A 24038-nucleotide genomic window follows, 5' to 3' on the forward strand; every position below is an offset into this window, starting at 1 on the left:
TCAAAGCCACCCGGCCACGGTGTGCATGAGGTCGAACTGGGTCAGGTCCGCCTTGAGCGGGCTGATGGAGACATAGCCTTGGGCCACGGCGTGAAAGTCAGTACCGGGGCCAGCGTCTTTCGCGCTGCCGGGTGGGCCAATCCAGTACACACGTTCGCCCTTGGGGTTGGTGGTCGGAATGACGGGTTCGGCGTGGTGGCGTTTGCCCAAGCGGGTGCACTCGTGCCCCTTGATCTCGTCGTAGGGCAGCGGTGGAATATTCACATTCAGCAGGCAAAACTCCAGCCCTTTGGGGTTGTTGAGGTAGCGCTCAACAAGGTCGGCTGCCACCCGGGCGGCACTGTCCAAGTTCTCATAGCCTTTGCCAGCCAGTGAAAAAGCAATGGCGGGCACACCACATTGGTACCCTTCCATGGCGGCGGCCACGGTGCCGGAGTAAATGGTGTCGTCGCCCATGTTGGTGCCGTTGTTGATGCCGGAAAGCACCAAGTCTGGACGGTGTTCAAGAATGCCGGTGACTGCAAAATGTACGCAATCGGTGGGGGTGCCATTCACGTAACGAAAACCATTGGCGGCTGTTCTTACAGTCAAAGGTCGGTCCAGCGTCAGCGAATTGGAGGCCCCAGAGCGGTCTTGCTCAGGTGCAATCACGTCCAGTTGTACTCGGTCGCCGAAACGGGCCAGCAAAGCGTCGTGCAGGGCAATGATGCCGGGGGCGCTGTAACCGTCGTCATTGCTGATCAAGATACGGGTGACAGGCTTCATGCTGACTCCTTGCGCCGGAAAACCCAGACATCGGCGCTGGAAGCCTTGGCATCGAAACGGTAGCCGTCCACTTTGAACTGTTTCAATTGTTCAACATCGGTGATGCGTTGATCGATGATGTACCGCGCCATCAAGCCGCGGGCTTTTTTGGCGAAGAAACTAATGACTTTGTACTGCCCGTTTTTTTCGTCCTGAAACACAGGCTGCACCACGCGGGCGTTCAAGGCATTCAGATCCACTGATTTGAAGTACTCATCAGAAGCCAAGTTAACCAACACCCCTTGCGGGCCCAGCTCTTTGTTCAGGGCTGGCGCTACCGTGCTTTTCCAGTAGGCGTACAAGTCCTTGCCTGCCGGGTTGGGCAGTTTGGTGCCCATTTCCAGTCGGTAGGGTTGCATCAGGTCCAGCGGACGCAAAATGCCGTACAAACCGGACAGGATACGCAGGTGTTTTTGGGCAAACTTCAGGCCCTCTTCGTCCAGTGTTCGTGCCTGCAAACCGTCGTACACATCGCCGTCAAAAGCCAGCACAGCCTGCCGTGAATTGGCCTTCGTAAAGGTGGTGGACCAGTCGCCGTAACGCGTGGCGTTGAGCACGGCCAACTTGTCGGAAATGGACATCAAGCCGGCCAATTGCACGGGGCTCATGGGGCGCAGGATATCCACCAACTCCGCAGCTTGATTGACAAACTGGGGTTTGGTGCTGGACTTGGCGGTCACAGGGGATTCGTAATCGAGCGATTTGGCGGGTGAAAGAACTACAAGCATGGACAACTCGTGCTGAACCGAAGGCAATCAAGCATTCATTATCGCAGGAACTCCGGAAAGATTCCGTTCAACGGCACGCAACTGGCGGTGTTGTCGGCAGGTAGGCCGCAGGGCGAATCTCATCGCCCTGCATGGGCCTGTTCTCCCGGGGCTGTCTCTCCCGAAGATGCTTTTTGTACTTGAGCGTGCAACAAAACAGATTCACCCCGGGCAGGTGAAACGGCTTGGCAATCCATTTTTTACTGGATATAATTACAGCACCATAAACTCAGGTGTGCGCCATGAAAGGTTTGACCAACCGTCAGCAAGAAATTCTGGATTTGATCCGGGAGCAGATCGCCCAGTTCGGGCGCCCACCCACACGCGCTGAAATCGCAAAAACATTGGGGTTTCGGTCGGCCAATGCGGCAGAAGACCACCTGCAGGCACTGGCGAAAAAAAATGTGATTGCGCTGGACGCCAGCACATCCCGAGGCATACGCCTGCTGGGCGAATACGCCGAGGGCCTTGAGGAGCTGGCAGGCAAAGCCCAAGCCAGCCTGACACAGCAGATGGCCCAAACCCTGGAAAGCCTGATGCAGTTGCCGCTCGTGGGGCGCGTGGCAGCGGGTAGCCCCATTCTGGCCCAGGAACATGTTGAAAAACACATTCCGGTTGATACGGCGCTGTTCCCCGACAAACCCGATTACCTGTTGAAAGTGCGCGGCATGTCCATGAAAGACATCGGTATTCTGGAAGGCGACCTGCTGGCCGTGAAGCGCACAGCCACTGCCCGGGCTGGGCAGGTGGTGGTGGCGCGTGTCAACGATGAAGTCACCGTCAAACGGTTTTACCAAAAAGGTCGACGCGTGGAGTTGATTGCCGAAAACGCAGATTTCGCGCCCATTGTCGTTGACTTGGAGCAGGACAGCTTTGCCATTGAAGGCCTGGCTGTGGGCCTGATTCGCCAAGGGCAGTTGCACTGACCATTGGTCTGCGGGGGTTATTGTGTCATCCACACCCAAAATGCCCCCGGCCCAAGCCATACACCCCGCCCTTTGGACGGGCAATCAACTGGCCAGCTCCAACGGGCTTCGCATACCCAGCGGCTTTCCAGAGCTGGACCAACAGTTGCCCGGCGGAGGATGGCCCAGCAACACACTTGTGGAAATACTGCTCAAACATCAAGGCATTGGTGAATTGCGCTTCCTGATGCCCGTGCTGCGGCGCTTGTCCCGAGAAGGCCGCCAGTTGGTGTTGCTCAGCCCACCCCACCTGCCACTGTTGCCTACGTTCGAACAGTTTGGCATTCAGGGGCAGCACATTACCCTGATTCAAACCCCCAACCCTCACGACAGGCTCTGGGCGGTTGAGCAGGTGCTGCGCAGTGACAGCTTTGGAGCTTTGCTGGTGTGGCTGCCCGAAGAGCGGCAACTGCTGGGCAATGTTGTTCTGCGCCGTCTTCATTACCAGGCGCAGCGCAGCCGAGGCCTGAGTGTGCTGTTTCGGCCTGTGCGCGCACAAACACAGCCCTCCCCGGCGCCTTTGCGCCTGTGCCTGACCGCCTTAAGCCCCAACAGCTTGAGGGTGCACCTGATCAAACGGCGTGGCCCTGTGCTGGAAACCCCGCTGGACATTGCCTTGCCAACCCCGGCCAGCGCCCTGCCCGGCTTGATGTTTGAAGATGATTTGAAGGCCGCCATGGCCCCACGCAGACAGGAGCTTGATGATGCGTTGGATCGCGGTGAAACTGCCCAGCCCCACACACACAACCACAGCGCCGGGCAACACCCATTGTTCTGACCGTTCCAAAGAAGGGGTGAGAACCACCCCTGAAGCACTGTTTCAAACATTGGGGCTGTTCAGCCCGGACGTATTTTTTCGGCAGGACCAATTCAGCCCAATGCGCGCCGCCTTGATTGAGGTGAGCACCTGCCTGCGCCTGTTTGGTGGCTTGGCCAATCTGTTGATGCATTTGCTGGAACGCCTCGAGACCTTGCACATTGCCCCCATGAGCACACCCGCACTGGCCACTTGCTGCACAGGCACGGGGGCTTGGTGGCTGCTGAAAACACGACCGATACAAACGGTTGATCATCTTCAACAACACCTTGACGAGCTCAACCACGGCGGGCAACACCTCGAACTAAGCGTGCTCGCGGACTTGCCTGTGCAAGTGCTTGATTGCAAGCCACAGGCATTACGCCTGATGGAGCAATGCGGCCTGTTGCGGATCAGGGACCTTCAACAGTTACCCCGAGACAACCTGCTTCAGCGGTTCGGTGCTGCCTTGGTGGGTGAAATGGATGCTGCATTGGGTGCCCCAGTGCTGTTGCATCCACCCGAAGTGCAAGTTCGCCAGACGCTTGAATTCAAATACGCCTCGGAACTGCCTTTTCACACGCAGCAACAGGAGGCCATTGAACGCCACGCACTGCGCGCACTTGAAAAACTGCAGCAGTGGCTTGATCAGCACCAGCGCAGCGCCCGCAGCGTGCAGTGGTTATTTCGGACGCGGCACGACACGCTGCCGCTGATTTTGCGCAGCGCCCAACCCCGGCATGAAGCCAAAGTGTGGGCAAGCTTGCTGCACCACCGACTCAGCCGCGTACCGTTCTGTGACGAAGTGCGCAGCACTGTGCTTGAATGCGCCGACACCGAACCACGGCCCATGCTCAACCACAGCTTGTTGCACGGCAGTGCTGAGGCCCACGCGGAACCCACACGTTGGGCAAGCACCTGCGACTTGTTGAAAGCCCGCTTGGGTGATGAGGCGGTGCTTTATCCCCAACGGGCCCCAGACCCCAGGCCCGAGCAAAGCACGCTGTGGGGCCCTGCACCTGCCAACAAACGGCAGCCTGACGACCTGCCAGCGCCCCACCCTGCAACCAGCACCCCGCGCCCACTGTGGCTGTTGCCAGCCCCCAAACCACTGGAAGGCCCCAGCCCAGGCTGGTCACATGAACCACAAGCGCGGCAAGGCTGGCAATTGTTGAGCGGGCCCGAACGCATCGATTTCGGTTGGTGGGACCAAGCGCCTTGCCGGCGTGACTATTACTGGGCGGTTCACCGACAACGGGCCCAGCAGGTGTGGATCTTTCAGGACTTGCAGGAACCCGGTCAGCCCTGGTTCCTGCATGGCGTGTTTGCATGAGCGGGCAATACGCCCAAGGCCCACGCCCTGAGCCTGAATTTGCCGAGTTGCTGTGCATGAGTAACTTCAGCTTTCTGCAGGGGGCCTCGCACCCTGAAGAGCTGGTGATGCAGGCTTCACGCTTGGGGTATTCCGCACTGGCCCTGACTGACGAGTGTTCACTGGCGGGCATTGTGCGCGCCCACCAAGCGGCAGAACAACATGGCCTGCACTTGATTGTAGGGGCGCAGTTCGTGCTGTCAGCACCCGACGAACACGCTGGGCAACGCATGGCCTTGCTGGTCAAAAACAAGACGGGGTACACCCAACTGTGCCGCCTCATCACCAAAGCACGCAGCCGCAGCCCAAAGGGGCAGTATGAATTTCATCGGCAAGACATCGCCGATTTGCCACCCGGTCTGTTTGTTGTGCTGATTCCCCAGGAACACAACCACGCTGCATTCCCAGCCTGGCTGGGTTGGTGCGCCAGCCGCTACAACGGCCGCTTGGGTGTGGCCGTTCATCTGGGCCACCATGGGTACGACAGGGCCTGGCTTCAACACCTGCAAACCTTGTCCACACTGTATGGTGTGCCCTTGATGGGCAGCAACGATGCGGTGATGCACGCAGCGGACCGCAAGCCGCTGCATGACGTGCTGTGCGCCATCAAGCACAACTGCAGCCTTGCCGACGCGCGGCCCCACCTGCTGAGCAACGCGGAGCGTCGGCTGCACAGCCGGCGGGAACTGGCCCAGCAATACCCCAGTGCTTTGCTGGCGCAAACACTGTTCGTTGCCCAGCAATGCCAGTTCAGCATGCGCGAGCTTCGTTACCAATACCCTCGCGAAATTTGCCCGGAAGGCACCACACCCATCAGCCACCTGCGCAGTTTGGTCATGGCAGGTGCAACGCTGCGTTATCCGAATGGTGTGCCCGACAGCGTTCTCAGTCAGATCGACCATGAACTGGCGCTCATTGCCCACCTGGAATACGAAGCGTATTTTCTGACCGTGCATGACATTGTGCAGTTTGCACGCAGCGTTGGCATTCTTTGCCAAGGCCGTGGCTCAGCGGCCAATTCAGTGGTGTGTTACTGCCTGCACATCACGGAAGTCAACCCGGCAGAAATGGCGGTGCTGTTTGAGCGCTTCATCAGCCGGGAGCGCAACGAGCCGCCCGACATCGATGTGGACTTCGAGCACAGCCGGCGCGAAGAAGTCATCCAATACATCTACCGCCGCTACGGGCGACACCGTGCAGCGCTGGCCGCTAGCGTGGTCGTGTACAGGCCCCGTTCCGCCATTCGCGACGTGGGCAAAGCCCTGGGTTTACCAACCCACCTGATTGATGCACTGAGCAAGTCTCAAGACGGGGGCTACAACCGGCAATTGAACGTGGAACATGCCCAGCAGGCTGGTCTTGACACGGCAGACCCAGCCCTGCAACGCTGCCTCACCCTGGCCGAGGAGTTGCTGGGGTTTCCCAGGCATTTGTCCCAACACACCGGCGGGTTTGTCATTGCCCGAGACAATCTGGACGAACTGGTGCCTGTAGAAAACGCCAGCATGGCCGACAGAACCGTGATTCAGTGGGACAAAGACGACCTGGACGCCATGGGCCTGCTGAAAGTCGATGTGCTGGCCTTAGGCATGCTCAGTGCCATCCGAATCGCCTTGCAAACACTGCGTTGCAAACACGGTGCCCCGCAGAGGATGCAAGACATTCCGCGCGAAGACGGTGCGACCTACGACATGATCAGCCGCGCAGACACCATCGGCGTGTTCCAGATCGAAAGCCGTGCGCAAATGGGCATGCTGCCTCGCCTGAAACCACGCACCTTCTACGACCTGGTGATTCAGGTGGCGATTGTGAGGCCAGGGCCTATTCAAGGCGGCATGGTGCACCCCTACCTAAAAAGGCGTCAGGGCCTGGAGCCTGAGGACTACCCCTCTGAGGCGCTGCGCAGCGCTTTGTCCCGAACCAAAGGCGTGCCCATCTTTCAGGAACAGGTGATGCAGATTGCCATTCTTGCAGCCGGGTTCAGTGCGGGTGAAGCAGACCAGTTACGCCGTGGCATGGCCGCATGGAAACGCCGGGGCGGCCTGCACCATTTTCATGAGCGCTTTATTGGAGGCATGTTGAACGGGGGCTACACCCGTGAGTTTGCTGAAAGCATTTTCAAACAAATGGAAGGGTTTGGAGAGTACGGCTTTCCTGAAAGCCACGCCGCCAGTTTTGCCCAACTGGTGTATGTGTCCGCCTGGTTGAAGTGCCACCACCCCGACGCATTCTTGTGCGGTTTGCTCAATGCCCAGCCCATGGGTTTTTATGCCCCATCGCAACTGATACAGGACGCCCAGCGACATGGGGTCACCGTGTTGCCGGTGGACATTCATGACAGCCAACACACCTGCACATTGGAGCCCCCTGTGCTGCGCCATCACCGCGCAGGCACACAGACCCAAACCGGCACCGTGCTGTACCCAGTGCGACTGGGGTTGAACTGCGTCACTGGCCTTGGCGCAGAGGCAGCGCAACGCATTGTTGAAAGCCGCCACAGCGGGCGTTTCATGTCGGTGGAAGACTTGGGCAAACGGGCACGCCTAAACCGTCAGGAATTGGCTGCATTGGCCGATGCCAATGCCTTAAGCCAACTGGCGGGGCACCGCAGACAAGCGGTCTGGCAGGCTGCCGGGGTCGACCTGCAAACCGACTTGCTGGGAAACAGCCTTCGTGCAGAAACCATGAGCGTGCTGCCAGCACCCACCGCCCTGCAAGAGATGCTGGCCGACTACCGGGCCACGGGGCTAAGCCTTGAGCACCACCCCATCGCGTTTTTGCGGGGTGAACTACTCAAGAAACGAATTTTCCCGATTGCCCAGTTGCGGGAGTTTCCGGACGGGCGGCTGGCCCGCGCTTGCGGAGTAGTCACACACCGACAACGGCCCGCCACCGCCAAAGGCACTGTGTTTCTGAACCTGGAGGACGAAACCGGGCAACTGAATGTGATCGTCTGGAACGACTTGGCTGAGCAACAACGCACCGTGCTGCGCAACGCGCGCATCATGGGCGTCTACGGCATTTGGCAACGGCAGGGTGAAGTGGTCAGCCTGCTGGCCAAAACCCTGGTGGACTTCACCCCAAGCCTCGACGCCCTGCAGCACAGTTCACGGGACTTCCGCTAAACCTGGCATTGGCCCGGCTTTAAATGTCCACCTCAACCAGATTGCCCTTTTCTTCCAGCCAAGTGCGCCGCGCACCACTCTCGGTGCGGCCCATCAGCATGTGCATCATCTGGTCGGTTTGGTCGCCATCCAACTGGCCCAGCACCACGGGCAACAAACGGCGCGTGTCCGGGTTCAAGGTGGTTTCCCAAAGCTGCTCGGCGTTCATTTCACCCAAGCCTTTGAAGCGGGAAATTTTGAGCGACGTTTCTTTCACGCCTTCTTTGAACAACTTGTCCTGCAGCGCCCGAAGTTCGCCATCGTCCAAACAATACAACTTGCGTGCGGGCTTTTTGCCCATGGCGGGCACATCCACGCGAAACAGCGGCGGACGGGCCACATACACATGCTGGTGGCGAATCAAGGCGGGGAAATGCTTGTAAAACAGGGTCAACAGGAGGACCTGAATGTGTGAGCCATCCACGTCAGCGTCAGACAGAATGCAAATTTTGCCGTAGCGAAGCCCACTCAAATCGGGTTCATCGCTGGCACCGTGTGGGTCCACACCAATCGCCACTGATATGTCGTGAATTTCTTGGTTGGCGAACAAGCGGTCTTTGTCAGTCTCCCAAGCATTGAGTACCTTGCCCCGCAAAGGAAGCACCGCCTGAAACTCCTTTTCCCGACCCATCTTTGCAGAGCCACCCGCCGAGTCACCTTCGACCAGGAAAAGCTCGTTCAGTGTGATGTCCGAACTTTCGCAGTCAGTCAGCTTGCCCGGCAACACAGCCACCGAAGAGCCCTTCTTTTTTTCCACTTTTTGGGCAGCACGCGACCGCGCCTGCGCCTGCTTGATGGCCAAGTCCGCAATCTTCTTGGCATCGTCCACGTGCTGGTTCAACCACAGCTCCAACGCAGGGCGCACCAGGGAGGACACCAAACGCACCGCATCGCGGCTGTTCAAGCGCTCCTTGATTTGCCCTTGGAACTGAGGGTCCAACACTTTGGCAGACAACACAAAGTTGGCTTTGGCGAAAATGTCATCGGGCATCAGCTTGATGCCCTTGGGCAACAAGGAATGCAATTCACAGAACTGCTTGACGGCCTGGAACACCGCGTCACGCAGACCAGACTCATGCGTACCACCGGCGGGTGTGGGAATCAGGTTCACATAGCTTTCGCGCACCGGCGCACCTTCAGCCACAAAGGCCAACGCCCATGCAGCGCCCTCGCCCTCGGCAAATCCTTCGTCACGCTTGGGGTCGATGGTCAGCTCACCATTGAACACCGGGGCCACCAATTCACGGCCGGACAGCTCTTCATTCAAAAAGCCGGTTAACCCTTGCTCAAATTTCCAGCGCCGGGTTTCGCCCGTTTTTTCAACATGAAGCACCACCTCGACACCGCTGAGCAGCACAGCCTTGCTGCGCAGAAGGCGTTCCAACTCGGCCAGGGGCAAGGTTGGAGAATCGAAATACTGGGGGTCGGGCCAGACACGAACCACCGTGCCTTTTTTTGGGTCTGCACTGGTTTGCGGGCGTACCTTCAGGGTGTTCACCACATCACCGCCCGAAAAGGCCATTGAGCCGACTTGTTTGTCCCTCACCGCAGTCACTTCCAGCCGGGTTGCCAGCGCATTGGTGACTGACACACCCACACCGTGCAAGCCCCCCGAAAAACGGTACGCCCCCCCATCGGTCTTGTTGAATTTGCCACCTGCGTGCAAACGGGTGAACACCAATTCAATGACTGGAACCTTTTCCTCAGGGTGAAGACCTATGGGTATACCACGGCCTTCATCTTGAACGGACACGCTGGAATCGGCATGCAAGGTCACCGTGATTCGGTTTCCGAAACCGCCCAAGGCTTCATCGGCGGCGTTGTCGATCACCTCCTGAATGATGTGCAGGGGGCAGTCGGTCCGGGTGTACATGCCGGGACGTTGCTTGACAGGTTCGAGGCCCTTGAGGACTCGGATGGACGATTCTTGATACGCGGACATGGCCAACTGAGTAATGGAGGTCAAATGGATGATAGCAACAAAAGACCGGCAGATTGGAGCCTGTGTGGAACCAATGGCACACAGAAAAACACTCAGTTACGTGAAAAAGCGCCCTCGAATTGCGTACCACAAGTCACACGGGTTGAGAAACACAGCCCCCGCCCTCTCCCTCCCCCGGATTACCTATTCGGCCCTGCGAAACACAGGTTGCTACTCTAGGTTGGTCATCGGTTCCCACACGAACGATCAATCATGCAAGTCAGCGCAAGCCCAGTCCGGAGATCGGCCATGAAGCCACTAGCCCCCACACTCAAGATCACCGCCATCAAGCAGATTGATCGTGTCAGCCCGTCCGTGCCCCACCGCACCGAATTTGAAAGCCTTGTTGCCAAGCAGGAAAAGCGACTACGCAACTTCATCATCAAACACTTCAGGGATGAAAATGCGGTGGAAGACGTCTTCCAGCAAACCCTGATTGAAGCCTACTGTTGCTGGGACAGCTTTCGGGGCGACGCCAAACGGGCCACCTGGCTCTTTGGTATTGCCCTGAACATCATTCGCAACACCGCGCGGCGCTCGCCGCAGTACCGCTTCAACTTCACCACAGACGAAGAGCTGGAGAACGAGCAGGCCGAGGGCAGCGACCCACTTTCTCACTGCATGAAAAATGAGTTCAGCAACAAGCTGGAAAGTGCCATCGACAAACTGCCACCCGACCTGCGCGAAACACTGGTGCTGGTGGTCCAGAACGGAAACTCTTATCAGGAAACCGCCGACATTCTGGGCATACCGATTGGCACGGTGCGGTCACGCATTTCACGGTCGCGCAATCAGTTGAAGGTTATTTACGACCAATACATGGAATGATGAGCACCGATCACGCCCCCACCGATGACAGCCCCCTGACTCAGATTCTGAACAATCTTGGGCTGAAACCTGAGGACCTGGAGCCTTGCGCTGGCTCCAGCGGGGTGCGTATTCAGTTCGAGAACAATTTCACAGTTGAGCTGGACCAGCAGTCCAACGGACACTGCCGAATTAGCGCCCGCCTTAGCCGGTTGGCCAGTTCGCTGCACACCCAAGACATTCAAGTCATCAAAGCGTTGGAAATTTACGCCGAGGTGATGGACAAAGCACCCAGCCATTCCAGCTTGGCCATCAGCCTGCATGACAACTGTTTGCGCCAAGTGATCGACCTCACCCCTACACGCCAAAAAACACGCGAAGACACCCTGCGGGACTTTGACCACTTTGTGCAGTTTGCTTACGCATTCAAACGCACTTACTTGGCCCTGAACCAGCGCTAAATCTCAGGCCGCCTTGGCTTGCTCAAGCTCGTTCAGGAATTCATCGACCCAACGGGTGAATGCATCCTTGGCTTCGGTGTCAGAAGGGAACTGGCGATGTAGCGCGAACTGCTGAAGGCGCTGCGGATTGCTGGTTAGACTGGCACCCGCCAAAGCATTGAACGTCCACCGATACTCCAGCCATTGCCTGTGACAATTGGCCTGATAGGCATCCAACACAAATAACCAGACATACTGGTTAGACACTGAAACGGAACGGCGAAGCTCGAACCGACCCAGCCCTGGATGGGCCAGGGCATTCACCTCGACGGTGCAACTGTCAACGGCGGGGCTGGCGACCATGCTTCGGCGGCTGTGCGGTGAAACTTAAGGGTGCGGACAATCCTGAAAGGCTTGTTGTTCAAGTGTCGGATTGTCGTTGGCGCGCTGCCAACTGGGGGCCAAAACCTGCAGTTGTACCGCAAAAAAGGTGTTAAACACCTGCGCGATGGGCGACATGCCATCCTCAGCATTTTGTACTTTACCGGGTGAGGCACCATTGACTACATTGCCTATTAGTTGCATAGCTAAGCTCAAGTGTAAGTTTGGGGCAACAGGGCCAATAAGGCCTTGCAGCCGGGTTGTTGGTTCGACTGGATGCCCGAAAAAGACACCAAGGACGCAACGCTTTATTTTGAGTGGGCCGCCAGCGGAAAAGGTTCCACGGTGGCCTCGGGCTCAAGGCGGCGGATTCGGTAATACAACGCGTTGGGCGCCAGGCCCAGTTCTTTGGCTGCGGACCTTGCACAGCCATTGTGGTTGGCCAAGGCCTGATCAATCACGGCTTTCTCAAAGGCGGCCACCCGTTCTTTCAAGGTTCGGCCAACCGTAGAATCAGACGGGGCCAAGCCAATGTCCAAGCCGATCACATGGCGCTGCGCACAGGCACTCAATTCACGCACATTGCCCGGCCACGCATGGCTCATGAGGGTATCCAGCAATTCATCATCCACATGGGGCACCGACACCTGATAACGCTGGGCGTGCTGGGCCAACAAGGCCTTGTACAGGGGAATAATGTCCTCAAGACGATCCGCCAATGGCGGCAAGTTGACCTGAGACACATTCAACCTGAAATACAGGTCTTCCCGAAACTGCCCCTTTTCGATGAGCGTGCGGAAATCCACTTTGGTGGATGCGATGACCCGACAATCGGACGCATAGAAATGTTGACCACCCAGCCGGGTCGCGCCACGGTACTGCAACGCACCCAGCAACTTGGCCTGGCAAGGCAAGGCAAGGCTATCAATCTCATCCAGATAAAGGGTTCCTTGGTCGGCCAGCTCCAGCTTACCCGGGCGGTCTTTGAGCGCACCCGTGTAAGCCCCGGCGGTGACGCCAAACAACTCCGCTTCAAACAACTGTTCCGGCAAGGCCGCGCAGTTGATGTGAACCAATTGGCCTTTGGCGCCCGATTGGGTGTGTAGCCAGTGCGCAGCCGTGTCTTTACCCGCGCCGGTTGGCCCCAATAAAACCGTGTCTACGTTCAGGTGCCGCAGACGTTCAAGCTGCTTGACAGCCACTTGCATGCCGGGTGAGCGGGTTAGCTCACTGCCGTATGGGTTCAGGGCGGGTTGATTATTTGAATTGTTGGCCGTGCTTGCGGGCTCCAGTGAGAGCGGCTTGGTTTTGCGAAGCCGCTCTAGAACCTGCACGGTGGACAGTGGGTCCTTGGGAATCACGATGGACGCGAAAATCGGAATGTCGTGATACACGTAGGTTTGCCAAGGCTCATCGATGAAGCGGATGATTTGGGCGCAGGGGTCTTTGCCCAGAAACCGAAACAGTTGGATCAGCTCGGTGAGTTCATGCAAACCGTGGTCCACCAGTATCCAGTGATCGGGCAACTTTCTGGTTTTCAAGAGTTGCGGCAGTGAAACCTCGAACAGATTGGCCTGCATCAGCAAGGCTGCGGCGCGCAGGCGGCTTTTCAGTTCGGGGGACTCGATGCACAGGGTGAGATTGGTCATGACGCAACATAGGGGCCGGTGTATTGGCCCATTGTGCGCACTGCCGAGGGATCGCCCAATCACCAGCTTGGGCGGACTCTCATTGGTTGTTCCTGTTGGCGCTCAACCCGCAATCAGGCGGCAATCTGGTGGCTAACCCAACCGTCCATGTCCACACGCAACATGTCACGCGCACGGGAGAGCCTTGAGCGCACTGTGCCGATGGGCAGGTCCAGTTCCAAGGCGGCGTCTTGGTAGCTCAGCCCTTCCAACAACACCAGTTGAACGACGCTTTGCATTTTCACGGGCAAGTCGTTGATGGCAGCGCGCAGTTTCTCAATGCGCTCTACCCGCATCAGCGCCTCTTCAGGTTCTTGGCAGGGATCAGCTGGCAATTGCTCCAGTTCCTGCTCCATGTCGTCGGCGTAGTAGCGGTAGCTGTCATCGCGGTAGCGGAAGTTACGCACCAAGTTCAGGGCAATGCCAAACAACCAGGTTTCTGGTTTGGAGTCGCCACGGAAACGCTCCCAGTTGCGGAAGGCGGCCATGTGGGTTTGCTGAATCACGTCTTCGACGAAGTCGTCTTGGCGCAGGTGTTTGCGAACAAAGTTCTTCAAACGGGTTTGTTGACTGACAATCAAATGCTCCAGCGCCTGCAGTTGCTCGCGGCTCAGCGATGGTCCGCTGGTGGGCTCGTCGGTGGACAGTTGGATGGTGATGGTGTCGATTTGTGTGTCGGTTGTCATGGTCTGCCTCGTGAATCTAGTGCCTGTGCCACTGGATTTGCAGGGGCCGTGCCAGCAACACGAAATTCGTAGACCATTGTTTTGTCGAGCTATTTTTTGATTAGCTCAGCCAGCCAGTTTGAATTTTCTGAACTGGCCGAATGTGAAGGCGCGGATTTTTCGAAAAACCCGGATGGGCTGTGGCGGCTTGCTGAGGGCGGTGTAGAATACGCCCCGTGGTGACCGTGTCCCGATCGTATAATGGATAATACAGGCCCCTCCTAAGGGTCAAATACAGGTTCGATTCCTGTTCGGGGCGCCACCTCGAATGTCCCTCAATTTCCCGATCCGTCGCAATTCTTCCCAAAGCTCACCAGAGCTTGTCGTACCTCACCCATTGACTTCCCTGAAGTCTCGCCACGTCTTTAGTTTTCGCAGTTTGACGCTATGAATCACGCGCAATTCACGCGCCTATTCACGCGCCTATTCACGCGCACATGACATGGCAACATTCGTTCAGGAAGGCAAGAAGCAAGAAGATTCGGGCACAGGTGTGGGTGGATGGCAAACGCAAGTCCAAATCCTTTCTTAACAAAACCGGGCTAAGACCTGGGCAGCCGATCAGGAAAGCACTATGTAGCTGACCTGGAACTCAGCTAATGTTGCAATGACCCAGTGGAATTCTGCTCAGGTGATAACTAAGGAGAATCCACTGATGAGCAAAGAAATGAACGACAACGTTAAGCGTTGGACGGTCACGCGCAAATTAGCCCTGGTCATGGACATTATTCAGGGCAAGACCACGGTTTCAAAGGCTGGCCAAACATTTGATTTGTCACCCTCGGAGATTGAGAACTGGGTCGATGAAGCCAAGCGGGGCATGGAGAACGCCCTTAAGGCCAAGTCCTTTGAAATCAAAAAACTGTGCGAGAAGCATATCAAAGACCTTCAGGATGCCTACGGGAAAGCCATGCAGGGAATCAGAGTCAGCATCGAGAAACTGTGCCGATGGTTCGAGGTGCCACGCCGAACGTTCTATTACAGCCCCACCAAAGCCGCACCCAAGGCCAATGATACTTATGTCAAACCCATCAAGGCCACTATTGAAGACAACCCATCCTTTGGCTATCGCACCGTTGCTTACTTGACGGGCATTAATAAGAACACCGTGCAAGTCGTATTCCAACTCATGAACTGGCAGGTGCGCAAACGACCTGTGGTATTTCGTTCACTGATGCAGGTATTGTAAGCCGTTGCCCCCCATGAGCGCTGGGTTACCGACCTGTGCAGGATTTTGTGTGGCCAAGATTGCCGGATCAGCTTGGACTTGATGTTTGACTGCCACACACGAGAATTGTTGGGTTGGCATCTAAGCCGAAGTGGCAAATCCGCCACTGCGAAATCAGACCTAGAACAGGCGTTGATCAGCCGCTTTGGTGCGCTCGGCAAAGTTGAAACGCCCTCCTTGCCGCGCTCCGACAATGGCTTGGTATTCTGCTCTCGCAGCTACACGGCACTGGTGTGCAGCTACTGTTTGCAGCAGGAATTCATCATGCCTTACAGCCCTGAGCAAAATGGGGTTGTAGAACGCGTGATACTAACCCTCAAAGAGCCAAGTGTGCCCTGCCATCGGGATGAGAGCATACAGCATGTAAGTCAAGTCATTGCAGACTGGATCCAGTTTACAAACCCAGAGACCTCGCCAGGCACTGGGCACGAGAACACCCGCTGAGCAGTACCAATTAGCGGTCTCAACTCTGCAGAAATAGCTGGCATTACGCAAGAGCACCGCTCCAGCAACTCGATTGATTCCCAAACCCCACTTGGCCTTATCTAACGCTCACCACCAACGTCTTGCCCAAGGCATGGAAAGCCCTTTCCAGCTCATCAATCTTGGTTGTATGTTCCAAATCCACGAGCCGGGTCACCTGCTGGGGCTTAATTGAAAGCCGACGTGCGAGGTCGGCCCGCTTAACTCGATCAGCAATCATCTGATTCAAGAGAAGCACTTTCACCCAAACAGAAACCGGTAGCGAGACCAACTCCTCACCATCAAGAACTGCAGACGGACTAGGCACCTGCTTTTCATCCTCAAAATAAAACTCCATGGCAGTCAAAAGTGCATCTCGTGCCATTTCGACAGCCCCTTCCAGACTGTCGGCCTGAGTAATAGACTCAGGAATATCCCGAAACGAAACCACAAAACCGCCATTCTCGGCTGGCTCAAACCGTGCTGGATAACGCATACAACTTCCCCTTGGATAATGCGGAATCAACCATGAAGCACGCCACTGTGTCAGACAGAGCCCTTACGCCCCCCGTCCTTCACTTTAGTCCTAACTTCCTACTTACACCTTGAACAAATCCCGTTTTAAGTTCCTTGCTGGGGTGTCGGGGTAAAAGGCTACTTTTGCCACCCACGTACAGCTTCAGGTGCTTGGTACCTTATTTGATTTCGACACCTTTAGCTAGCAGCCATCGGACAGCTTCGCTTTGCTTTGCTTCATCTGATCTTCATGTCTTTAATTACAGAGAAACATTAAACGTTTTTGCTTATGCCATCATCGTTTTTGTTTATGTTCTACCACCCTTACTCGGTTCTGGTTGGCTCGCCATACAGTCAAAGCCCAAGGGGCGATGGCCACTCCAAAGTACCCTTGTAATGACCCAGTGAAAATCTGCTTAGGTGACAATGAAGAGGAATTCACCGATGAGCACAGAAATGAACAACGACATCAAGCGCTGGATAGCCAAGCGCAAGGTATCCCCGGTTGAAGGGCATTATTCAGGGCAAGACCACCGTCTCAGAAGCCAACCGAGTGATTGCAGAAGAGATTCTCTTTTCAACACCAAAAGACCTCACCACCAAGCCCTAGGTATGAGAACACCCGCTGATCAGTACCAATTAGCGGCCTAATCTGTGCTAATTTCGCTGAGTCATTACAACACTGCCGTGCTGCTTCACGCTTTGCCGCATCCAAGTCGCTTGTCGTGCAAGGATTTTTGAAAGCAAGATAGAACTGACGCAGTTCACCAGAGCTCCCCGCTACTTCTTGATCGGCGGTAAACTGCGATCCAGGCGTTCAGCCCCCGGATTGCATCAAATCTATTATCGTCGTTCTTTGTCCCGTGATAACCACCAACGGCTTACCCTCGGCATCCACGACCGCAGACACATCCAACTGCTTGACAATGAGGCCGTCCGAATTCAAGCTCTCCTCAATCCCGGCAGTGGTGTCGGACGTACGGATCGGGTGGGACATCGCTCCTGCATGGTTCCTGCCGGGTGCTCTATTCCCTCCAGACTTCACCAAAATAGCGTTACCTTCGTCATCCACCACCTTAGACAAGGATTCAGAATTTATTAGAGCCAATTCTTGACGTCTTGCAGAAGAAATCTCGGTATTGGCTGATGTGGCGCACCCCCTAGAAATGGGGGTATCCGTCAGAGAGACTGCCAAGGTTTTCCCCAAAGCGGCCACGGACCTGTAATGCCGTAGCTGCCCAACGAACCGCCCCGTTCGTGTTGTACACCTTGTTCATCAAGGCGGGCAGCTTAGGGCCAAACACAGCCGCCAAACCATAGTGGGTCGCTTCGTGTTCAGCCAGCACAAACTCAGCGCGGGTCATGTCTGACAAGCCAGAGGCAAACAAATAGAGCTTGCCGTTGTGGGAAGCACCCTCCACGTCCGACACAGCCCCCTGCTCCACGATGTACTCACGCAGCGCCTTGGGGGCCTGCCATGGCGCTTCCAGCACCACCACATCGGGCAAATTCGGCAACCGGTCCCGAACCCGCGCCACCAAATCCTCCAGCGCCTTGAACGGCACCCCCTCACCCATACCACGGCTGAGCGATGAGTTGACAACCGAATCTGGCCCGATTACCTTACTTGGGAGCCTTTGCTGAAGCTGAACCATCCATGGGAATTGGACCCGGACGATCGTAGCCCACGCAGAGGCTTTGTCTTTATCAAAGTACCTCAGCAAACCCGCCTCGTACCAACGCCCCAACTGCTCCACCCGATCTTTGCCCTAGGCACTGGCCAGCAGGTTCACCTCCATACGCAACAATTTGTAGTTTGGTCAAACAGCGGTTACCACTGGGTTGCCGTTGCGCCAACAATTTGTCACGACCACTTTTGAACCCGGCGAAGCTTGTCGTCTTGGGCGTGCTCACGCTGCGCACGGTCCTGTTCTGCCAGCTGCGCCGGGGTCTGGCCTTCCAACTCAAAGCCAGCTTAAAGCGCTCAATCAACGCCTCAACGCACCGCTTGTGCCACTTCGGCGCAGGGGTTAGCGTAGCCCAAAAATCCTCTGCGCCTTCGCTTTTGTCCGGCCTTATGACAGCTTGGACTTCTCCAACTCCTTGACCGCCAGCTTGATCGCCTTGTCTATCGGGCTGTCCGGTAGCCTCGGGGCCCTCTGCGCCTCTTTGATCAGGTCCACCGCCGTATCGATCTTGCTCTGATCCTTCTCTTGCTGCCCCGCCTTGAGCAGGGTTGTTCCCAGCAGCGCCGCTGCCAGTGGGTTGTCCTTGGCCTTCAGTGGCCGTGGTTTGGGTTCCATCCGAACCTCCTGTTTGCGTCAACGCTGAAATAATGTCGGAGGGCCCGACCGATTCACCAAACATATCGGCACCATTGCTGGTGGCCATCGCCCGGTTCACGTAGTCTCGCAACTGTGCAACCAGCCGCTCTTTGCCCACCGCACGGGTGAAGTAATTCCCAGTGTAAAAGACTTGGAGCAGATCCAGTGTCAAAGGGTCCGGGGTATCCCCCACCGTCAGGTCTACCTGTCGGCTCAAGTCATACAGCGACCCCCCGTCACGGCGCGCCTTGCGAATCATGCTCACAGCCTGAATCAGGTTGCCAGTGATATCCACATCGACAGATATCGCGCCCAAGCGGGCCGAATCCCGCATACTTGCCCATTCACCGGCCACGGTCTTTAACGCTTCACCGATGGCCCGAATGTTCGCATCCAGGCTGTCAACCATCTCGGCCACCAAATCGGAATCCGAGTACGCGGCCTGCATCAAAGCCGCTTCAATACGACGCGCACCTTGTGGAGACAACGTGCCAATGTCGAACATCATGCCTCCAACGTCCTGTCCGCTGCCTGCCGTGTGGCGAACAAACCCGCTTGGTTGACCATATACAGATCAACCACGACGTGAGCATCACGTTCAACGGCTTCGCGTACTCGCTGAACATTGAAAGCTACCAGTGGGGCATCGACACCCTAATGCCCTACGCCATCGCTGCAAACAGCGGAATCCGCTTCGTCCTGCTTGATCGCCTTGACGTGCCCGATCTCAATGGCCCCACCGACGTTCTGGCCATGATCGACGACCTCATTGCGTGAGGGCTGGGTCGCCCCCCTCAGAGAAAAAGTGCCATCCATGGACAAGACAGGAAATCGCGCTGGCTCAAGGCACTCGAGGAACACGAGGCCATCACCACCTTCATCACCGTGGCCACCAAAAACCACCCTAGGCGTCCACCAACTTGCAGGTGGTCTTGACACTGTTCAATGCATCCAATAGGCTCGCACAGAGTCCCGCTTGGGGGGGAATACCGGTCACGCCCGGGTTCTCACGCGAAAGCACCGATGGCGGGTCTCCTATTTTTATCGACTCCACGGAGTAAATAGGGGTTGGCTCCTTCCGCCCTTTCGTCTCCTTCAGCGTGATGTTTGCTGCGTCAACCAACCGCTTTAGCCCAAACCACGGCTGAGTGATGTGTTGACAACCGAATCAGGCCCAATTACATTAGCAGCGAGCCTTTGCTGACGCTGAACCATCCAGGGGAATTGGACCCCGCCGATCGTAGCCCAAGCGGAGGCTTTGTTTTTGCTGAGTCTTGTAGCTCCCTCTCAACGCTCAAGAAGCATTAAATGATTGAATCGCGTGGCCCGGCAGCGACGTGATTTGCCCCCCGGAACTTTCACCCCCCTGCACAGTCTGTCAACCAGTGCGCTGTCGATGTCTGCTGACAGTTGCCCACGTGTGCTGCCCCGCTACTCCGCGGGTTAACAGCATGGGTCTGAACCCTTCTAAACCGATAACAACCATGTTCACAGACGCATCCCATGCAGAGTGGGTGGCGGCGCTGTTGTTTGGCCTAGCGCTGGTCCACACCTTCTCAACCCAACTTTTTGCAAACTTGGCCCACCACAGCAAACACCATTCGGGCTTTTGGCACTTGTTGGCCGAGGTGGAGGTGGTGTTTGGTTTGTGGGCTTTTGTGTTGATTGCCAGCCTGTTTTTGCTGAGCAGCCCCAGCGAGGCGATTGAGTACCTGGAAAGCCGCAATTTCACGGAACCCTTGTTTGTGTTTGCCATCATGGTGGTGGCAGCCAGCCGCCCTATTTTGGTAACGGTACAGAACCTTACCCTGCGAGTGGCAAGCCTTTTGCCCGTATCCAGCAGCGTGGGTGTGTACTTTCTGTGTCTTAGCCTGATTCCCCTGTTGGGCTCGTTTGTGACCGAGCCTGCAGCCATGACGCTGGCTGCCCTGTTGCTGCGGGACCGATACTTTGACCAGGCGCTGAGCAACCGGCTGAAGTACGCCACGCTGGGTGTGCTGCTGGTGAACATTTCAATTGGCGGCACGCTGACGCATTTTGCGGCCCCGCCTGTGCTGATGGTGGCCGGGGTATGGCAATGGGACACGCCCTTCATGCTCAGCAACTTTGGCTGGAAGGCTGCTGTGGCGGTGTTGATTAATGCCACAGCCATCACCTGGCTGTTCCGTCGGGAATTGACGGCCTTGAAGGTGGCAGAAACCTCCACAACCCAAGTGCCCTCGGTGGTTGCCGGGGTGCACCTCGCCTTCTTGGTGGGTGTGATTGTGTTTGCACACCATCCGCCGATGTTCCTGGGTTTGCTGCTGTTTTTCCTGGGTTACACCGAAGCGTACAAAGCCCACCAAGACCGTTTGATTCTTCGCGAAGGTTTGCTGGTGGCCTTTTTCCTGGCCGGGCTGGTTGTGTTGGGTGGCCTGCAACGCTGGTGGCTGCAACCCACGCTGACTGGCGTGGATGACACAGCCCTTTTCTTCCTGGCCACGGGCCTGACAGCGATTACCGACAATGCCGCACTCACCTACTTGGCTTCGTTGGTGGAAGGCACCAGTGCGGAATTCAAGTACGCGATTGTGGCTGGGGCAGTGACAGGCGGCGGCTTGACTGTCATTGCCAATGCCCCCAACCCTGCGGGCCTGGCGATTTTGAAGGATTCGTTCAAGGATGGCTCGGTGGGTGCAGGCGGTCTGTTTCTGGCAGCGCTGGCCCCCACTGCGGTTGCAGGTAGCCTGTTCTTGCTGTTCTGAATACGGGTTATGCAAACCGCAGCATAAAAAAACCCCGCCAACTGGCGGGGTTTTTGATCAGCGCAGGTCAGCAGGTCAGTTGGCTTGTTCGCTGGTAATTTTCCAGCGGCCATCTTCTTTGGCCATGCGCAGTGTCTTCTTGGTCTGCTCTTTGAAGTTGTCGGACTTGTATTCCTGATCAAAGCTGGCAGTGGCGGTGGCTGTGTTGCCATCGGCACTGACTTCAATGTTCAGGTTGTTCACCACCACTTCAATGCTCTTCTTGTTCGTGATGCGTTGGCGACGCTGGCTCTCCCACTTGTCGCGGGACAGCGCACCAGGCACCTCAAACTTCGAGGAATAGAAGCTGAGATAACCGTCCACGTCGCGTGCGCTCCATGCAGCAGCCCAGTTGCTAACCACCTCTTTGACTTCACCTTTCAGTGCATCAACGTTCGGTGCGGCAGGCGCTGCAGGTGCCGGTGCAGCAGGTGCTGCTGGCTCGGCTGCAGGCGCAGCGGGTTGCTCGGCTGCTGGGGCCGGGGCCGCATCGGCGGGTGCTTCTGGGGCGGCCGCTGGTGCCGCTGGGGTTTCACCCAGCAACTCAGTTGGACGCAACTTGTCCAGGCCCAGGAAATGGGCAACCGGCTTGAGCGAATCGGCATTGTTGATCATGACCTGACCACCGAAAGTCACGATGAGCAAGCCCGTGAACAAGGTGATGACCGGCAGGTTCCAGCGCTCGTACTTGTAGTAGAACGAACGGTGCTTGGTTTCCTCGGCCGCCTTGTCCATTTCCTCTTCACCCACCACTGAACGCGCCAATAGTTGGTTCAAGGCCACAGGTGGCGACAGGTAACCCAACTCGAAGGAAGTGATCACGATCATCCAGAAGTGCACTGGGTGAATACCGTTGGAGTACGCCACTGGGGCCACTGTGGCGGACACGAGAATCACCGCACCGAACGGGTCCATGACCATGCCCACGAAAATCATGAGCACCATCAGCAGCACCAGTGCAACCCAAACGCTGCCCATGTCGGCAGGCACAATGTCCATCACGCCAGAGCGTTCAATCATGCCACCCACGCTGACGGACAAGGCCATCAACATGATCAGCGCACCAATGTGGCCAATGGTCTCGGTGGTGGCCGCACGCACGGCGAATTCCAGGCCCTGGTTCTGCTTTTTCTCGGCGGGTGTGTCGCCGCCCAGCTTGGTGGGGCCACCGCGCAGTTTGTCGAAAATGATCACGAACAACATGATCACAGGCAACATCACAGGCGCAGTGAATTCATCCAGCTTGGTGTCCAGCAGGTATTCATAGCCAAACACCACGGCCATCATGATGACGATGTACGGGGACACGGGCACCAATGCCCGCAGGGACTTGGGCAAGGCTTCGCTAACTTTGGCACGCTCGGTAGCGCGGGTTTCGGAAGTGAGCAACGCGATGACCACAAACAATGTGGAAGTCATGATGAACACGAACAGACCCCAGCCGTACAACTCGCTGGTGGTCACTTCTTTGTTCAACGCGGCAATTACCACGATCAGCAAGCAGGGGCGCAACACCACACCCAGCGAACCGGACATGGCGGCAGCGGCAAGCGCGAAATGGCGACGAGCACCTGCGGCCAGCACTTCACGGTACACGATGGCACCGGCAGCAATCACGAACACGCCTGAAGCGCCAGTGTAGGCTGTGGGAATGGCCGCAGCCAGCAACACAATCCAGGTGAACACTTCTGGTGGCAGCTTCCACGGGCGCAGAATGTCCATGAACAATTGCACCACACGGGTTTGCTTGAGCAACATACCGGCCCACAGGTACAAGGCCAGGTTCAGGAAGATCGACGCGAGTTCGGTGATCTGCCCAAAGTAAATGGCCAAGCCAGCCACATAGTCGTCGATGAAAAAGTTCAGGCCCGCATTCATGGCCATGAAGGCATACAGCGGGATGGACAGCAGCGCCGCCCCAATGTTGCCGCCGGGTGTGGCCTGCGCAGGAATCTTCAGCAGGTCGCGCAGGCTGATGAGCGTCAAGCCACCAAACAAGGCGATTGAAATGAAGTTGATCAGCGGATGCTCAACCGGTACGCCCGAGTCGTACTGCAACTTCAGGTAATAACTGGTCGAGATGAACATCAACAGGTTGGCCACCACCATGGCCACGTTGTAGACCTTGAAGTCAGTCCGTGTGCGGGGTGGGCGCAGGTTAATGTGATGGTAACCCAGCGTGGTTGTGATGGCTGCAATGGCCACCATCACCAACAAAATCAAGGGGCGGTTTTCTGTACCAAACCGGAAAATACCGAAGAAGCCTGTTTCAATTTCGCGGAAGACTTTCAGTTCCGGGGTGATGGCGGAATTGACCCGCTCGTACACCGAGAAACGCTCCTGACACAGGCCGCGCGCCGCTTCCAGCGACTGGCGAATTTCATCGGGGTTAACAGCAGTGGCACCAAACAGCGCATCCAGATCGGAAGCGCCAGCAGACGAGGCGGACTCCACTTCCTTGGCCACCAGTGCATCGATGTCCGGGTTGGGGTCGCAGGTGGGCTTTTCAGGGTCGGCACGCAGCAGGAAGTACTGAACCTGTTTTTCGGAGTCGCCGAACATGCGCTCGCCAAGGCGAAGCAGTTGGCCGTGAACCATTTCGCCCGTGCCGATAATCAGCGTGAGCAACAACAAGGAGAAAATTGGAAGGCTGGACAACCACTCTGAGGGTGACCGACCGATCCACTTCTTGCCGGAGGAAGTCTGCATGACGGGTCCTTTTGTGAGGCGGCAATAGCGCCGGCTCTGTATTTCAGGGATTAGATTTTATAAATTTCGGGGGTTTTAACTGACATTAAAACCCCCGACATATCGCACTGCCATGGCTGAAGTGGG

20 protein-coding genes and 1 tRNA gene are annotated in these 24038 nt (G+C 56.7%); 11 read left to right on the forward strand and 10 right to left on the reverse strand.

What is annotated here, in order from left to right; all coding sequences use genetic code 11:
* Positions 1–765 (reverse strand): 5'/3'-nucleotidase SurE, encoded by a 765-nt coding sequence (gene surE / locus ACK4FF_RS05040; RefSeq protein WP_409705380.1) that lies wholly within the window; start codon positions 763–765, stop codon positions 1–3.
* Positions 762–1532: a peroxide stress protein YaaA gene (yaaA, locus tag ACK4FF_RS05045; RefSeq protein ID WP_409705383.1), complete on the reverse strand. Its 771-nt coding sequence runs from the start codon at positions 1530–1532 to the stop codon at positions 762–764. The genes surE and yaaA overlap by 4 nt, the downstream gene beginning before the upstream one ends.
* Positions 1533–1813: 281 nt before the next feature.
* Here yaaA and lexA point away from each other — a divergent pair, with 281 nt between their 5' ends.
* Genes lexA through ACK4FF_RS05065 form a run of 4 tightly spaced genes read left to right on the forward strand, consistent with a single transcriptional unit; the run spans position 1814 to position 7829 of the window.
* Entirely contained in the window at positions 1814–2497 is a 684-nt protein-coding gene (lexA, locus tag ACK4FF_RS05050) for a transcriptional repressor LexA (protein ID WP_409705386.1), read from the forward strand.
* A 22-nt stretch (positions 2498–2519) separates the two neighbouring features.
* Positions 2520–3314 (forward strand): translesion DNA synthesis-associated protein ImuA, encoded by a 795-nt coding sequence (gene imuA, locus ACK4FF_RS05055; RefSeq protein WP_409705389.1) that lies wholly within the window; start codon positions 2520–2522, stop codon positions 3312–3314.
* The gene (locus tag ACK4FF_RS05060; protein ID WP_409705392.1) at positions 3238–4665 is read left to right on the forward strand and encodes a hypothetical protein; all 1428 of its coding nucleotides are present in this window, start codon (positions 3238–3240) and stop codon (positions 4663–4665) included. Before imuA ends, ACK4FF_RS05060 begins: the two co-directional genes overlap by 77 nt.
* The gene (locus ACK4FF_RS05065) at positions 4662–7829 is read left to right on the forward strand and encodes an error-prone DNA polymerase (RefSeq protein WP_409705395.1); all 3168 of its coding nucleotides are present in this window, start codon (positions 4662–4664) and stop codon (positions 7827–7829) included. Before ACK4FF_RS05060 ends, ACK4FF_RS05065 begins: the two co-directional genes overlap by 4 nt.
* Before the next feature lie 19 nt (positions 7830–7848).
* On the opposite strand, the gene ACK4FF_RS05070 is transcribed toward ACK4FF_RS05065, so the two are convergent.
* Complete coding sequence (locus tag ACK4FF_RS05070; RefSeq protein WP_409705398.1) at positions 7849–9810, reverse strand: DNA topoisomerase IV subunit B; 1962 nt, start codon at positions 9808–9810, stop codon at positions 7849–7851.
* A 288-nt stretch (positions 9811–10098) separates the two neighbouring features.
* Here ACK4FF_RS05070 and ACK4FF_RS05075 point away from each other — a divergent pair, with 288 nt between their 5' ends.
* Together ACK4FF_RS05075 and ACK4FF_RS05080 are read left to right on the forward strand one after the other, a co-directional pair.
* Positions 10099–10677: an RNA polymerase sigma factor gene (locus ACK4FF_RS05075; RefSeq protein WP_409705401.1), complete on the forward strand. Its 579-nt coding sequence runs from the start codon at positions 10099–10101 to the stop codon at positions 10675–10677.
* Positions 10674–11117, forward strand: coding sequence for a hypothetical protein (locus ACK4FF_RS05080; protein ID WP_409705404.1), 444 nt, complete (start codon positions 10674–10676; stop codon positions 11115–11117). The genes ACK4FF_RS05075 and ACK4FF_RS05080 overlap by 4 nt, the downstream gene beginning before the upstream one ends.
* A 3-nt stretch (positions 11118–11120) precedes the next feature.
* Here the strand turns inward: ACK4FF_RS05080 and ACK4FF_RS05085 are convergent, their stop codons facing one another.
* From ACK4FF_RS05085 to ACK4FF_RS05095, 3 genes are all read right to left on the reverse strand, one after another.
* Positions 11121–11459 (reverse strand): hypothetical protein, encoded by a 339-nt coding sequence (locus tag ACK4FF_RS05085; RefSeq protein ID WP_409705407.1) that lies wholly within the window; start codon positions 11457–11459, stop codon positions 11121–11123.
* Between the two features lie 326 nt (positions 11460–11785).
* Positions 11786–13126 carry a sigma 54-interacting transcriptional regulator gene (locus ACK4FF_RS05090; protein ID WP_409705410.1) on the reverse strand — a complete coding sequence of 447 codons (1341 nt, stop codon included), beginning with the start codon at positions 13124–13126 and terminating at the stop codon, positions 11786–11788.
* A gap of 113 nt (positions 13127–13239) precedes the next feature.
* Positions 13240–13851 (reverse strand): RNA polymerase sigma factor, encoded by a 612-nt coding sequence (locus ACK4FF_RS05095; protein WP_409705413.1) that lies wholly within the window; start codon positions 13849–13851, stop codon positions 13240–13242.
* Positions 13852–14077: 226 nt separating this feature from the next.
* On the opposite strand from ACK4FF_RS05095, the gene ACK4FF_RS05100 reads away from it, so the two are divergent.
* The 3 genes from ACK4FF_RS05100 (at position 14078) to ACK4FF_RS05110 (ending at position 15562) form a co-directional block, all read left to right on the forward strand.
* Positions 14078–14152 (forward strand) — tRNA-Arg (locus ACK4FF_RS05100).
* Positions 14153–14545: 393 nt separating this feature from the next.
* Positions 14546–15079 carry a DUF1153 domain-containing protein gene (locus tag ACK4FF_RS05105; protein ID WP_409705415.1) on the forward strand — a complete coding sequence of 178 codons (534 nt, stop codon included), beginning with the start codon at positions 14546–14548 and terminating at the stop codon, positions 15077–15079.
* 45 nt (positions 15080–15124) lie between these two features.
* Positions 15125–15562 (forward strand): integrase core domain-containing protein, encoded by a 438-nt coding sequence (locus ACK4FF_RS05110; protein WP_409705418.1) that lies wholly within the window; start codon positions 15125–15127, stop codon positions 15560–15562.
* 97 nt (positions 15563–15659) lie between these two features.
* On the opposite strand, the gene ACK4FF_RS05115 is transcribed toward ACK4FF_RS05110, so the two are convergent.
* From ACK4FF_RS05115 to ACK4FF_RS05125, 3 genes are all read right to left on the reverse strand, one after another.
* Positions 15660–16076: a type II toxin-antitoxin system HicB family antitoxin gene (locus ACK4FF_RS05115; protein WP_409705421.1), complete on the reverse strand. Its 417-nt coding sequence runs from the start codon at positions 16074–16076 to the stop codon at positions 15660–15662.
* Positions 16077–17256: 1180 nt separating this feature from the next.
* The gene (locus tag ACK4FF_RS05120; protein WP_409705424.1) at positions 17257–17673 is read right to left on the reverse strand and encodes a hypothetical protein; all 417 of its coding nucleotides are present in this window, start codon (positions 17671–17673) and stop codon (positions 17257–17259) included.
* 130 nt (positions 17674–17803) lie between these two features.
* On the reverse strand, positions 17804–18928 hold the full coding sequence (locus ACK4FF_RS05125; RefSeq protein WP_409705427.1) for a hypothetical protein: 1125 nt from the start codon (positions 18926–18928) through the stop codon (positions 17804–17806).
* A gap of 47 nt (positions 18929–18975) precedes the next feature.
* On the opposite strand from ACK4FF_RS05125, the gene ACK4FF_RS05130 reads away from it, so the two are divergent.
* Entirely contained in the window at positions 18976–19197 is a 222-nt protein-coding gene (locus ACK4FF_RS05130; RefSeq protein ID WP_409705430.1) for a hypothetical protein, read from the forward strand.
* 707 nt (positions 19198–19904) lie between these two features.
* Entirely contained in the window at positions 19905–21164 is a 1260-nt protein-coding gene (locus ACK4FF_RS05135; RefSeq protein ID WP_409705433.1) for a putative Na+/H+ antiporter, read from the forward strand.
* 75 nt (positions 21165–21239) lie between these two features.
* Here ACK4FF_RS05135 and ACK4FF_RS05140 read toward each other — a convergent pair whose 3' ends face one another.
* Positions 21240–23912 carry a TRAP transporter large permease subunit gene (locus ACK4FF_RS05140; protein WP_409705436.1) on the reverse strand — a complete coding sequence of 891 codons (2673 nt, stop codon included), beginning with the start codon at positions 23910–23912 and terminating at the stop codon, positions 21240–21242.
* Positions 23913–24038: the final 126 nt, after the last annotated feature.

The sequence above is a fragment of the Limnobacter sp. genome, assembly GCF_046297615.1.
GTDB lineage: Bacteria > Pseudomonadota > Gammaproteobacteria > Burkholderiales > Burkholderiaceae_B > Limnobacter.